This window comes from Phascolarctobacterium succinatutens (assembly GCF_958453765.1).
Taxonomy (GTDB): Bacteria; Bacillota; Negativicutes; order Acidaminococcales; family Acidaminococcaceae; genus Phascolarctobacterium_A; species Phascolarctobacterium_A succinatutens_B.
Genome location: NZ_CAUDZA010000007.1, coordinates 40,723 through 54,732 on the forward strand (window position 1 = coordinate 40,723; position 14,010 = coordinate 54,732).

General features: G+C 50.2%; 10 protein-coding genes and 1 tRNA gene. 1 reads left to right on the forward strand and 10 read right to left on the reverse strand.

What is annotated here, in order from left to right; genetic code table 11:
- Positions 1-30: 30 nt before the first annotated feature.
- The 8 genes from Q7Q81_RS04535 to Q7Q81_RS04570 all read right to left on the reverse strand — a co-directional run bounded on the left by Q7Q81_RS04535 (position 31) and on the right by Q7Q81_RS04570 (position 9,953).
- On the reverse strand, positions 31-2,388 hold the full coding sequence (locus Q7Q81_RS04535; RefSeq protein WP_304273973.1) for a homocysteine S-methyltransferase family protein: 2,358 nt from the start codon (positions 2,386-2,388) through the stop codon (positions 31-33).
- Between the two features lie 16 nt (positions 2,389-2,404).
- On the reverse strand, positions 2,405-3,043 hold the full coding sequence (locus Q7Q81_RS04540; protein ID WP_293811758.1) for a vitamin B12 dependent-methionine synthase activation domain-containing protein: 639 nt from the start codon (positions 3,041-3,043) through the stop codon (positions 2,405-2,407).
- A 34-nt stretch (positions 3,044-3,077) separates the two neighbouring features.
- Positions 3,078-3,953, reverse strand: a complete 876-nt coding sequence (locus Q7Q81_RS04545; RefSeq protein ID WP_304273975.1) for a methylenetetrahydrofolate reductase — start codon at positions 3,951-3,953, stop codon at positions 3,078-3,080.
- 171 nt (positions 3,954-4,124) lie between these two features.
- A tRNA-Ser gene (locus Q7Q81_RS04550) sits at positions 4,125-4,215 on the reverse strand.
- A gap of 87 nt (positions 4,216-4,302) precedes the next feature.
- On the reverse strand, positions 4,303-4,803 hold the full coding sequence (gene tadA, locus Q7Q81_RS04555; protein ID WP_304273978.1) for a tRNA adenosine(34) deaminase TadA: 501 nt from the start codon (positions 4,801-4,803) through the stop codon (positions 4,303-4,305).
- On the reverse strand, positions 4,803-6,752 hold the full coding sequence (locus Q7Q81_RS04560) for an ABC-F family ATP-binding cassette domain-containing protein (RefSeq protein WP_304273980.1): 1,950 nt from the start codon (positions 6,750-6,752) through the stop codon (positions 4,803-4,805). Before Q7Q81_RS04560 ends, tadA begins: the two co-directional genes overlap by 1 nt.
- A gap of 129 nt (positions 6,753-6,881) precedes the next feature.
- Positions 6,882-8,279, reverse strand: coding sequence for an amino acid permease (locus Q7Q81_RS04565; protein ID WP_368502109.1), 1,398 nt, complete (start codon positions 8,277-8,279; stop codon positions 6,882-6,884).
- A gap of 261 nt (positions 8,280-8,540) precedes the next feature.
- Entirely contained in the window at positions 8,541-9,953 is a 1,413-nt protein-coding gene (locus Q7Q81_RS04570; RefSeq protein ID WP_304273984.1) for an SLC13 family permease, read from the reverse strand.
- Between the two features lie 144 nt (positions 9,954-10,097).
- On the opposite strand from Q7Q81_RS04570, the gene Q7Q81_RS04575 reads away from it, so the two are divergent.
- A complete protein-coding gene (locus Q7Q81_RS04575) occupies positions 10,098-10,979 on the forward strand; it encodes a LysR family transcriptional regulator (RefSeq protein ID WP_304273986.1) in 882 nt (293 codons plus the stop codon).
- A 424-nt stretch (positions 10,980-11,403) separates the two neighbouring features.
- On the opposite strand, the gene ftsH is transcribed toward Q7Q81_RS04575, so the two are convergent.
- Positions 11,404-13,359 carry an ATP-dependent zinc metalloprotease FtsH gene (gene ftsH, locus Q7Q81_RS04580; RefSeq protein ID WP_304273987.1) on the reverse strand — a complete coding sequence of 652 codons (1,956 nt, stop codon included), beginning with the start codon at positions 13,357-13,359 and terminating at the stop codon, positions 11,404-11,406.
- 89 nt (positions 13,360-13,448) lie between these two features.
- Positions 13,449-13,991 (reverse strand): hypoxanthine phosphoribosyltransferase, encoded by a 543-nt coding sequence (hpt, locus tag Q7Q81_RS04585; protein WP_303710230.1) that lies wholly within the window; start codon positions 13,989-13,991, stop codon positions 13,449-13,451.
- Between the last annotated feature and the right edge of the window lie 19 nt (positions 13,992-14,010).

Sequence of the window (14,010 nt, forward strand, 5' to 3'; positions counted from 1 at the left end):
ATGATAGTCCTCAAATTATCTGTATATAAATTATTTGCCCAGGATTTCGTTGACGTAGTTTACCGCACTGACAGCGTTCGGTGCATAATGCTCGGCACCGATGGTATCAGCGTATTCCTGCGTGAGCACCGCACCGCCGACAACAACCTGACAGTCACATTCATTATGCAACGCAGCAATAGTTTCTTCCATTGCGCCTACTGTCGTTGTCATCAATGCAGATAAACCGACAACCTTGGCGTCAGTTTTCTTGGCTGCCTCCACAACTGCTTCCACAGGCACATCCTTGCCCAAGTCAAGCACGCGATAACCATAGTTTTCCAACAGTACCTTAACGATGTTTTTGCCGATATCATGGATATCACCGTGGACGGTAGCAATAATCACTGTTTCTCCCTGTGTTTCACCCACGCCGACAGCCTCACGGATAACCTCAAAGGCTGCCTTCGCCGCATCAGCGCTCATCAGAAGCTGCGGCAGGAAGAGAGTTTTCTTTTCAAAGCCATGACCGACAAAATCAAGCGCAGGAATCATATACTTGTTAATGATATCCAAAGGCTTTTCGCTTTCCAGAGCCTTGGCTGCGGCCTGACGCGCAGGTCCCTGCAGTCCTTTGACAATGGCATCGTAAAGACCCATTTCGCTTACTGTTGTTGCTGCAGCCTTCGGTGCATCTGCATAATGCTGCACGTATTCCTTGCAACCCTCGTCATAGCCTGCCAGCGCACGATAACCGTAATAAGCATCCATCATCGGCTTGCTCTGCGGATTGATAATGCCACAGGAAAGGCCTGCTGCCATCGCCATGCTGAAGAAGGTGCTGTTGACGGCATCACGGCCGGGAAGACCGAAGGAAATATTGGAAACACCCATAACAGTGTTGATGCCGCGTGCCTTCATCGTGCGGATAACCTCACAGGCAATCGCCGCGTTATCGGCACCGGTGGAAATCGTCAGTGCCAGCGGGTCCACAACTATATTGCGGCTTTCAATGCCGTATTCGGCCGCACGGGCGATAATTTTTTCGGCCACAGCGATACGTCCTGCTGCAGTAGCGGGAATACCGCTGTCATCAAGACACAGTGCAACCAGCACAGCGCCGTATTTTTTAGCCAGCGGCAGCACATGCTGCAGGCTGTCCTCCTTGCCGTTGACGGAATTGAGCATCGGCTTGCCGTTATAAAGGCGCAGTGCTTTTTCCATTGCTTCGTAATTAGATGTATCAATCTGCAGCGGGGTATCGGTAATCGCCTGCAGCGCCGGCACAGCCTTTGCGGCCATTGCCGCTTCGTCAATGCCCGGCGTTCCAACGTTAACGTCCAGAATCTGCGCGCCTACGCCAATCTGCTCCAGACCGAGGCGGCACACATAATCAAGGTCACTGTTGACCAATGCTTCCTTCAAACGCTTTTTGCCTGTAGGATTGATGCGTTCGCCGATAATTATAGGACCTTCGCCAAGATGCACTGCCTTGCCGTAGGAGGATACCGCCGTCAGACGGCAATCACGCGTACCTCCGGGCTGCAGAGTTTTGCATTTGGCAATCATCTGCGCAATATGCTCCGGCGTTGTACCGCAGCAGCCGCCGACGATGCTTGCTCCCTTGCCTGCAAGCTCGTACATCAGCTCCGCATATTCCTCCGGGCCGACATCAAAGCAGGTCTTGCCGTCACGCTGTACCGGCAGTCCGGCATTCGGATTGATAATCAATGGCAGGCTAGTTGCCGCCAGCATCTGCTGGAACAGCTTACCCACCTGCACCGGTCCCAGACCGCAGTTAAAGCCGATGGCATCTACGCCCAGGCCTTCGCACATCAGAGCGGCAGCCTCTACCGTAGCACCGGTCAACAGCTTGCCATCCTCGTCAAAGGTCATGGTCACGCAAATCGGCAAATCACAGTTTTCCTTAGACGCCAAAACCGCAGCTTTGATTTCATAGGTGTCGCTCATCGTTTCGATAAGAATAAGATCCGCACCGGCAGCAGCACCGTAACGTACCATTTCGCCGTAGGCTTCTACTGCCTTTTCAAAAGGCAAATCGCCATAAGGAGCCAACAGCTTGCCTGTCGGTCCCAAATTCAGCGCAACAAATTTATTTTCCCTGCCACCGCAGGCCTTCTTGGCAATCGCCACAGCCGCTTCGATGGTTTCCTTGCAATCCAGGCCGGAGCCTGCCAGCTTCAACGGATTAGCGCCGAAGGTATTGGATTTTACGATATTGGAGCCTACATCAAGATAACTGCGATGCACAGCCTCTACAATATCGGGGTGTGTAAAATTCCAGCTTTCGGGCAGCTCACCCGGCTGCAGACCGCGTGCCTGCAGCTGTGTGCCGGTGGCACCATCAAAGAACAGCATTTGCTTGCCTAACAATTCCTTAAAATTCATAAATTAAATCTTCTCCTCAAACTTTCTTAATATCAGTATCTCTGTAAGGACAGTTTATATTACTGCAGGTCATACATTTATTCTGCACGCAGGCAGCATCTTCCGATAAGCCGATGATTGCCGTCACCGACTTGGACGGAGCCATCATCAGTCCGTCCGTCAGCGTCAGGCCGATGCGTTTGGCGCAGTTCAGCACTGCGAACAGCTGACGCTGCTCCTCCAGCGGCCAATCTCCGTAACCAGGCGAAAAGCGCGGACGCTGCAGCAGACCGCCGGTTTCAGCCTGCGCCTGCACTTCATCGCAATAGCTTTCAATCAGCGCCGCTGCCACAGCCTGAGCCGCCGCACCTTCAGCAACGCTGATGAGCGCAAGGCGGCGGATGGCTGCGTCCACCCTGCTGCCGAGTGTTGCACCCATAAGCAGCACAGTGTCGCAACCCTTTAAATGACGCGCCAACGCACGCGAATGAAAGCGTACGCCGCAGTCCAGCGTTACGCCTGCCTCATCTGCCGTTATCGCATGCTTTTGCAGGATATAACGCGCCTGCACCTCATTGCGCAGCTTCAGATAAACCGTATCCACTAAAATTTCTGCTGCCTTATCTCCCGGCTTGGCCCGCAGATAGCGCAGCGCTTCCTTTTGCTTAAATTCCATAACAACAACCTGACTTTTGCGCCATAGCGCAGGACTATTTATCTACAATCTCTCCGAGATTATTCATAATACCGGCAAAAATTTCCGGCTTGTTCATCGTATAGATGTGTACATTGTCAAAACCATTGGCAATCAAATCAATAATTTGACCGGTAGCATAGGCGATACCTGCCTGCTTCAGTGCATCCGGCTTATCGGCAAATTTTTCTACCATCGCACGGAACTGCGGCGGCAGCTTAGTACCGCTCAGCTGGCAGATACGGATAATCTGCTTGGCATTTGTCACCGGCATAATACCCGGCACTACCGGCACATTGATGCCTGCACGCAGCAGGCGGAACATATAGTTATATAAAATCGTATTATCAAAAAACATCTGCGTCACTAAAAAGTCAACGCCGGCATCTACCTTGTACTTGGTGTTTTCTATATCCTGTTCCAAGGAACCGGATTCGGGATGGCCTTCGGGATAAGCAGCACCGCCGACGCAGAAATCGCCCTGCTGCTTCACAAAGCGCATCAGCTCACTGGCATGGGCAAAGCTGCCGATTGCCTCGCCCTGCATATCTGCCGGGATATCGCCGCGCAGCGCCAGAATATTTTTTACGCCAAAGCCCTGCAGCTGTCCAAGTACCTCTGCCAGCTTTGCTTCATCAGCCTTTACACAAGTCAGATGAGCCAGAGCCGGCATGCCGTTATCCTCTACTTTTTTGGCCAGTGCTGCCGAATAGCCTACCGTGCTGCCGCCTGCGCCATAGGTGACGCTCATATAGGACGGCTTGCTGGCTGCAATTTTGTTGACAATCTCCAGACTGTTTTGCAGTTCTGCGCCCTGCTTAGGCGGAAACAGCTCGCACGACAGATGAATTTTACCGTTTTTTAAGATATCAATTATTTTTTCCGATGTCATAATAATCCCCCAAAATCAAAAGCATTCGTATGACATTTTAACAGTTAGCGACATCTTTGGCAAACAAAAAGCAGAAGAAATTAACTAATAGGCGATAAAACCTACCAAAATGATAAATATGTTACACACTAAAAATCCCGCAACCAAATAAGCTGCGGGATTGAATTTCGTTGGCGGAGACGGTGGGATTCGAACCCACGTGCCGCGCAAACGGCAAACTGATTTCGAGTCAGCCGCGTTATGACCACTTCGCTACGTCTCCATTATTCTGTTGGCGCGAATATATTCGCATCAGGTTAACATTAATATTATATAGGAAAAATCCCGTCTTGGCAACCGCATACTGAAATTATTCCTGCGACACACCAGCTTCACTCCTGCGCTTCGCCTTGTTTTCCTGACGGCGACGGTGGAAAAAGTCGCGCATCACCTGCGCGCATTCCTCCTCACAGATGCCGCTGACAACCTCCGCGCAGTGATTAAGATTAGGATTCGTAATAATATTGAAAATGGATTCCGCACCGCCGGCCTTCACATCAGGACAGCCATAAACAACGCGGTCGACACGGCCGTTGACAATGGCACCGCTGCACATCGGGCAGGGCTCAACGGTAACGTAAAGCGCACAGCCGCTCAGACGCCAACGCCCCAGGCGCTCGCAGGCCTTGCGGATGACGATGACCTCAGCGTGCGCCGTTGCGTCATGCCACGTTTCACGCATATTGTGCGCAGCGGCGATAACCTCGCCCGTTGTCATGTCCGCCAGTACCGCACCGATAGGAATTTCACCAAGCTCTGCGGCCTTGCGTGCTTCAGCCAGCGCCAGCTGCATATACTTTTTATCGTCCATCAGGCATCCTCCGCCGCTTCCATCAGCAGCTCCCATTTTTCCATCAGCTCGGCAATGGTTTGCTCGTATTCCTCATGCTCTGCTGCCATAGCTGCGCTATGCTCAGGACTGGTGTGATTTGCCGGGTCCGCCATCTGCTTTTCCAAAAGGCCCATCATAGCCTCCTGCTCACGAATCTGCAGCTCTACCTTGGGCAGCAGTCGCGCAGCCTCGTCAGGACTGTAACGGCGCTTTTTATCATCCTGCTTTTTCGCTTTCGCCGGCGCAGCAGCAACCTGCTGTTGCTGCTTTTTAGCCTGTGCCTCCGCATAGGCCGCAGCCTTTTCCGCTTCCTCCTGTGCCTGCGCCAAAGCCGCAGCCTTTTTCTGCTTCTCTTCGAGGTAAAAATCGTAATTGCCCTTGTAGTCCTTAACCTCTAAATCCTCAATCTCCCAGATGCGGTCCGCAACCTCATTGACGAAATAACGGTCATGGCTTACTACCAGCACTGTGCCGTCAAAGGCCTCCAGCGCAGCCTCTACGGCTTCGCGTGCCATAATATCCAGATGGTTTGTCGGTTCGTCAAGCACCAGACAGTTGGCACCGTCCAGCACCAGTTTCAGCAGCACCAGACGTGCCTTCTGACCGCCGCTCAGCTCACCGATTTTTTTGAACACATCGTCACCGTGGAACAGCATACCGCCAAGCATCGAGCGTGTATGCTCTTCCGTAAAGCCGTATTCAACAACAAAGTTTTCCAGCAGCGTCTGCTCCGGGTTTAATCGCTCATAGCTCTGCGAAAAATAACCGATCTGCACTCTGCTGCCAATCTTTGCCTTGCCCTTCAGCGGTGTGATTTCACCTAAGATAGTACGCAGCAGCGTCGTCTTACCGGTGCCGTTGGCACCCAAAAGCGCAGCCTTTTCGCCGCGGCGCAGTGTCAGGTTAATACCCTTGGCCAACACCTTCTCCCCGTAGCCTATGGTGAGGTCCTCCATAATCAGCACTCTGTCCGCACATTCGGCAGCCGGCGGCAAACGCAGTTCAAACTCCTCGTGCTGCACCGGCGCATCAATGCGCTCCAGACGGTCGAGCTGTGATTGACGGCCACGCGCCATTTTACTCTTGATGCCTGCCTTGAAGCGACGGATATACGCCTCAGTGCGCGCAATATAATCCTGCTGTGCATTGTAGGCAGCAGTCAGCGTACTGCTCTGAATCGCCTTCTGCTCCAGATAGCGGCTGTAATTGCCCTTAAAGGATTGCAGCTTGCCGCCCTCCATCTCCAGAATGCGCATAGCAACATTATCAAGGAAGGCACGGTCATGGCTGACAACGAGCAGACCGCCCTTAAATTCCTGCAGATACTTTTCCAGCCACTGCGTCATAACAATATCCAGATGGTTTGTCGGTTCGTCCAGAATCATGAAGTCGGGATTACGCACCAGTGCCGCCGCCAGCATCAGACGTGTTTTCTGACCGCCGCTCAGCGTTGCCGCATCATGCTGCCACCAATCCTCGGTATAGCCCAAACCGATAAGCACACGCTTAATGCGGTTTTCGTAATTATAACCATCGATAAACTCATAACGTTTAAGTACGCGTCCGTATTCCTCCAGGCAGCTGTCCAGCTTTTCGCCCTGCAGCTTGCCGGAATCAGCCTCCAGCTGTGCCAGCTTTTGGCGCAGGCTGCTGATTTCCGGACAGGCTGTCTGCATAAACTGCCAGATAGTACCTCTGATATCGGTAAAGCCCTGCTGTACATAGCCCACACTGATACCGGGCTCGAATTTTACCGCACCGCTGTCAACCCATTCAGGCTGCAACAGGCAACGCAGCAGCGTCGTCTTGCCGCTGCCGTTGACGCCTACAAGACCGACATGCTCTCCCTGCTCCACCATAAAGCTTACATCTTTAAATATTTCATGAATGCCAAATGCTTTGGCGATTTTATCTACTACTAATTGCATAACCATTCTCCTTTTAACACCTATTATAACACCTTCCGGCATTATACTCAAAAGGCTCTGCTATATTCTTATATTTTCGTGCATTACATAAAAAGAGGCTGCCGCATCTGCGGCAACCTCCATATACTTTTAAGATTTATGTGCCATTGCTACCTGAGTTTTAGTCTGGAGCAAGCTCTTGTGATGCTTGCGCCAACGATAGCACAGCATCGGCACCACCAACATCGGTACACCTGCATACAGCGTCTGACGCAAATCCGGTGTCAAAGCAATTACTGCCAGGCAGAAAACCTGCGACCAGATACCGAAATGCGTAACATACGGGAAGAACGGTGTTTTATACTTCAGAGTATCCTCCTTGCCTTCGGCAATCAGACGGCGGCGGAAATTATATTGGCTCCAGCAAATGGAAATCCAAGCCATTGCTCCGGTAAAGCCGGATACTGCCAGCAAATAAGTATACAGTGTAGAATCGGGATTAAAGGTATAGAAAACGATAACTGCCCAGCAGGCGCACACAGAAACGATAATGGAATTCTGCGGCATACCGTTTTTATTGAGCTTGCCCAAAAACGCCGGTGCCATATCCATGCGAGCCAGTGCATGCAGAGCACGAGCACCGCCGTACAAGCCGGAGTTGGCGCAGGAAACGCCAGCAACCAGTACAACAAAGGCAATCGCAGAGGCTAAGCCGTCAAAGCCGTATTCCGCCAAAGCAGCGGCAAATACGCTCTCCTTCAGGCTGGCCTTATCCCACGGCATAATGGACAGCAGTAATGTAATAGGAATGATATATAAAGCAATGACACGCCAGGAAACATTACGAACCGCAATAGGAATGCTTTTAGCAGGATCCTTGCATTCGCCCGCAGCCAGACCGATAATTTCGGTACCCTGGAAGTTAACCAGAATAATAACCATGGTCAGCACAATCGGCCAATATCCCTGAGGAGCAAAACCGCCCTGGCTCAGCAGCACCTTAGCGCCTAAATAGCCCTGGTCACCGACAAGACCGCAAACGATCAGACCGGCAACGCCGCAAAAGCCCACAAGGGCAGCAATTTTGATAATGGAAAGCCAGAATTCGCTTTCGCCAAAATTATCAACATGAAAAAGGTTAATTACAGTCACCAGCAGGCCAAAAAGAATTGCCCACCACAGTTGACTGACGGCAGGTACAAAATTATTCATAATGATACCCGCAGCAATCATTTCAGACGGCACGTAAGCCATCCAGTTCAGCCAATAGGCCCAGCCAACGCCGCAAGCCCAGGTTGAGGATATATTCTCACGTGCATAGGTAACAAAGGAACCGGAAATAGGCTTAGCTACAGCCAGCTCCGCCAGGCACAGCATAACGCATAAGACGATTGCACCGCCAAAAAGATAAGAAAGAATAATAGCAGGTCCGGCCTGCTCAATCGCATATCCGGCACCTAAAAAATAACAGCTGCCGATAATGCCACCTAAAGAAATCATCTGTAAGTGTCTGTTCTTTAAACTTCTATTCATGGATTGCTCGTTCATTACCTTAATAACACAACCTTTCTTGAGCATATGTGTGGAACCTTCCGTTCCGCCTTAATTCTTGTGATATGATTTTACTACAAAAAACCGCGTTTGTATAGCAAAAAATGCACTAAAATCAGCGATTTTACAAAAAAAATCTATTTTCCTCATTTTTCCGCTATTTTGCATCATTTTCAAGCGTACTTCTCCACAATTCTATGCAAAAAATACTCCCCCGCCATCCCAGCAATGACAAGGGAGTAAACAAAGAAGGCTCCTTTAAAGATGGTTGAAAAGACTCCAGCAATGCATGCAGATACAGCCAAGCGCACTGACGAGCAACATGCAGATTACCGAAAGCTTGATACCGTTTTTCAGTAAATCGTCAGGATTCAGACCGTAGGTTACACCCACGGCACGCGTGCTGACCGGCAGGATAAAGGCACAGTTTACGGCAACGATTGAGGTCAGGATATAAGGAATAGGATTTAGCCCCAGCTGCTGCGAAATACTTTGTACTACAGGAATCGAGATGGAGGCCGCCGCGGTATTGCTGCTGATTTCCGTCAGGAAGGTAGCAAAGAGCGTCAGGCTGAACATCGTTTCCCAGCCTCCGCTCAACGGCAGCAGCGTAATTACCTTGGCAATCTGCGTTGCCGCACCGGTCTTTGTAATCAGCTGGCCCAACGCCAGACCGCCGGAAAAAAGGAAAATCATTCCCCACATGATGCCCTTTTCAGCCTCACGCCAGGTCAAAAGCAGCTGGCCTGTTTCGTTACGAAGCATAAAAGTGAGCATGCCGAAGGTGAAGAAAACATAGGCAGGTTTCATCAGCGGCAGATACTGCACATAAAGCGGACGGACGAAGGCCAAGCCTGTTGCGAGAATAAAAAGCCACAGGCCTAATTTTTCGCCGCGGCTCATCGGGCCGAGCTTGGCATAAGCAGCACGAAAGTATTCATTGCCGCCGTCAAGACGTTTAACAGGCAGCGGCAGATGCAGCAGATAAGCCAGAATGAGCAGCATGATGATGAACAGCAGCGGCAGAAAGCGGATAATCCAATCCACATACATGAATTCGTGTCCCGTGAGCTTTTCCAGATAACTGATTGCTACCAGATTAGAGCTGCTGCCCAAAGGTGAGCCGAAACCGCCGAAGCCTGCGCCCCAGACGATGGCCAGCAAAATCGGTGTTGCTACGGGATTGTCGGTAATCTGCTGCTGCCCCAAAAAGCGCAGCATGCTTACAGCCACCGGCAACAGAATCATAACTACAACAACGTTAGGCAAAAAGATGGACAGCAACGTTGAAGCTACCAGCCAGACGCAAATCTGCTCGCGCATCGATGTTCCCAAGCCGCAAAGGCTTTTAATCGCCAGACGCTTATCAAGATGTGTTTTTTCCCACACCAGACTGATAAGGTCACTGCCGACAAGCAGCACGACAATTTCCGAAAAGTATTTGCTGATAATCCCCTCCATCGGCACCATGCCGAAGATAGCGTTCAGCGGAATCGGCAGCAACGAGGTTACGGCAATATTTACCGGACGCAGCACCCACCAAAGGCCCATCCAGAAAATCGTGGCAATAGCGGCCGCCTGCTTAAATTCAATAACAGGTGCCAGTATAAGCAGGACAAGCAGAAAAAGTAACGGTCCTGACAAAACATTCAACGAACGGTGTTTTTTCATAATAACAGCTTCCTCTCCGAGTTAAATAGAAGTTTGCCTTCTATTTTTGCATTTACTTAATTCTACTCCCGTTCTATAATTAAGTAAAAGACTTTATTTTGATTATTATAATCATATTTTTTGATATTTTAAGGAGATACTGCTATGGATTTCGCTTTTTACAGAAACTTTATCACTGTTGCCGAAACAGGTAATCTTAGCGCCGCGGCGAAACGTCTGGGCATCGTACAGCCGGCGCTAAGTGCGCAGATGAAGGCTATCGAAAGAAACTACGGCGTGCAGCTTTTCAAAATGCAGCGCGGTAAGCGCCACATTGAACTGACGGAAGCAGGCGAAACCTTTTTGCAGCAGTCGCGTCAGCTGTGCAATACGGAAGACGATATCAGCCTGCGTATGCAGGCCTTCGGCAGGCGTGCCGCAGGTACGCTGCGCTTCAGCGTGTCGCACGTGCGTACCGACTATTTCCTGCGCAGCTATCTTATTCCCTTTGCCAAGGAAAATCCCGGCATCAGCTATCAGTTTCACGATGCTACGGTAGAGCAGCAGCAGCAGCAGTTGGAGGCAGGCAGTATTGACTTTGCTTTTGCCAATGCACCACTGCCTGCAGCGCACAATTTTGCTACTATTAAGGTGCAGCGGGAGAGTTTTTATGCTTTCTATAATGCTGAATTTTCGGTTCCGTGGGCAAATAAAAGTATGCTTTCGCCGGAGGATTTGGCATGTGTGCCCTTGTGCTGTAATTATGGCAGTTATGCGCTTTTGCGCAATGTGTTTAAGGATTATGCTGTTAAGCCGAGTGTTGCCTTTATTGCTACTACAGCGGAGAGTGCGCTTACCTTTGCGACAAGCGGACTGGGAGTTGCGGTTGTTGCGGCGTTGGATGGTGATGCTGTACCGCAGGGGATGGTGCGGCGGCAGCTTGTTGATGAGAAGCTGCATTTTGATCAGACGTTGTATTGGAGTAAGGGATATAAATTATCGCCTGCGGCGGAGGGGTTTTTGGAGTTTTTCCGCAAGATACGCTAATAATGTTACTTTTCCACGGAAGGAAAAGTAACCAAAAGTTCCTTTAGACGTGCGCAAGGCATGTTGCGTGCATCCGTTAGGATGATATAAGAGATAAGCTGGTTATGTTACTTTTCCACGGAAGGAAAAGTAACCAAAAGTTCCTTTGGCCGCGCGCAGGATTCCGGTGCTTTTCGCCATACGTTTGCCGCGAACCGAAGTTACGTTGGTGTGCTATAAAAGAGAGCAATGTCGGTTGAGCGTCAAACGAAGGAGAAGTTCCCAAAACAGCGCAGGCTGTACGAACAAAGATGCTCGACTGTGGCCAGCATCCGTTCCTGTCGGGCGCGGCTTGAAGTGTGTGGAACATGCGGAGGGAAAATTATATATGCGAAGCACAAAAAACGCCCGCGTTCTTCAGAACGCGAGCGTTAATTTTTTGCTTTTATTCTTTGGGTGCTTCTTCGTCTGCATTCGCAGCAGCTTTCGGTGCATCTGCTTCGGCGGTAGGCGCTTCAGCCTTTGCGTCAGCTTCGGCAACGGGAGCAGCAGCTATTTCCTCATCCACAACAGATTGCTGTACTAATTGCAGCTTTTCTTCTGCGGTAAGGATATGACCGTATTTTACCAGCTGGTTGATTTCTTCCTCTTCCAAAGTTTCCTTCTCCATCAGAGCTTTAGCAATCACATGCAGCTTGTCGATATTGTCGGACAGCAGCTTTTCAGTAGCAGCATAGGCATCTTCCATAAAGGAGCGTACCTCTTTATCAATTTCGGCTGCCACTTCTTCACTGTAATCCTTGTCGCGGGCAATGTCGCGACCCAGGAATACCTGATCCTGACGATGACCAAAGGTTACAGGTCCGATGTTTTCGCTCATACCATATTCGCAAATCATCTGACGTGCCAGTTGAGTTGCACGCTGCAGATCATTGCTGGCGCCGCTGGAAATTTCCTTCAGCACTAGAGCTTCGGCAACACGGCCGCCCAACAGCACCTTCAGCTCATCGAGCATTTCGCTGCGGGTTGCATAATACTTATCTTCCTTAGGCAGGCTCAGGGTATAACCACCTGCACGGCCACGCGGAATGATGGTAACCTTATGTACAGGGTCAGTGTGCTCAAGCAGCATACCGACGATAGTATGACCGCCTTCATGGTAAGCAGTCAGGCGTTTTTCCTTATCGCTGATGACACGGCTCTTGCGCTCCGGTCCCATGATAACACGCTCGGCAGCCTCTTCCATTTCCGGCATATTGATAGCCTTCTTGTCCTTACGGGCAGTCAGCAGCGCTGCTTCATTAACCAGATTGGATAAATCAGCACCGGTAAAGCCGGGGGTACGCTGAGCAATTACGTCCAGATTTACATCCTGTCCTATAGGTTTGCCCTTAACATGTACCTTCAGGATTTCGGTACGTCCCTTGATATCAGGACGGTCTACTACAATCTGACGGTCGAAACGGCCGGGACGCAACAGCGCCGGGTCCAGAATGTCCGGACGGTTGGTTGCAGCAATCATAATGATGCCTTCGTTAGCACTGAAACCGTCCATCTCAACCAGCAATTGGTTCAGAGTCTGCTCGCGCTCGTCATGGCCACCGCCAAGACCGGCGCCGCGCTGACGGCCTACAGCATCAATCTCATCGATGAATACGATGCATGGTGCACTTTTCTTTGCTTGGTCGAACAAATCACGTACACGGGATGCGCCGACACCGACAAACATTTCTACGAAGTCAGAACCGGAAATGCTGAAGAACGGAACGCCCGCTTCACCGGCAACTGCCTTCGCCAACAATGTTTTGCCTGTACCCGGAGGGCCATAGAGCAAAACACCTTTAGGAATCTTAGCTCCCAAGTCATTATACTTCTGCGGATGCTTCAAGAATTCGACAACCTCTTCCAGCTCCTGCTTGGCTTCCTCGGCACCGGCAACATCCTTAAAGGTTATCTTCAGTTTTTCCTCATCGTAGCGACGCGCACGGCTCTTGCCAAAGTTCATCACCTTGCCGCCACCGGCACCGCCCTGATTCATCAGCATGAACCACAGGCCTACGATAATCAGCATCGGCAAAATAGAGCTGAGAATGCTCATCCACCAAGGTGGCTGCGGCGGCAGCTCTGCCTTAATATCTACTTTCTTTGCTTCCAGCTTTTCTACCAGCTTGCTGTCATTAGGCGCAACGGTAGAAAATTCCTTGCCATCCTTTAATTTACCGCTGATAACATTATCAACAATAGTTACCTGTTTGATTTCGTCCTGCTGTACATGCTGCATAAAGCTGGTATAGCTTATATCGGCAGGCTTAGAATTCTTTTCACCGTAAAGGTCAAACATCCAGATAATTACCATGATAATCAGCAGATAAAAAAGTACGTTCTTAAAAAATTTATTCAAGCACGTAGCCTCCTTCCACTTAGCTCATAATATTTTATTATATTATAGATAGGAAAAACTAGCAACTGTTTTATGCAATTTACAGGCTTTTATTTGCGTGCGTATACAGCAGGCTTCAGGATACCGATAAACGGCAGATTGCGGTAATCCCCCGCATAGTCCAGACCGTAGCCTACAACGAATTCGTCAGGAATTTTAAAACCTACATAATCAGCCTCCAGACCGTTTACACGACGCTCGGCCTTGTCGCAAAGAGCAGCGGTTTTCAATGTTGCGGGCTTATAGTGACGCAGCATGTCGGTAATAGAAGCGAAGGTAACGCCGCTGTCAATGATATCATCGATTACCAGCACATCCTTACCCTTGATATCCTCGCTGACATCCAGCTTAACCTTAACACTGCCGCTGGTGCTGGTTCCGTTGCCATAGGAAGAAGCAACCATGAAGTCTACGCGCAGCGGCATATCAATAGCGCGGGTCAGGTCGGTAGCGAACCAGGCAGCACCCTTCAGCAGCACAATGACAACAAGCTCCTTGTCTGCATAATCAGCTGCAATCTGCTTACCCATTTCCTGTACGCGAGCATCAATTTCTTCTTTGGTCAGCAAAACTGTCTTAATATCGTCATGCATTTTTTCATTCTCCTTATAC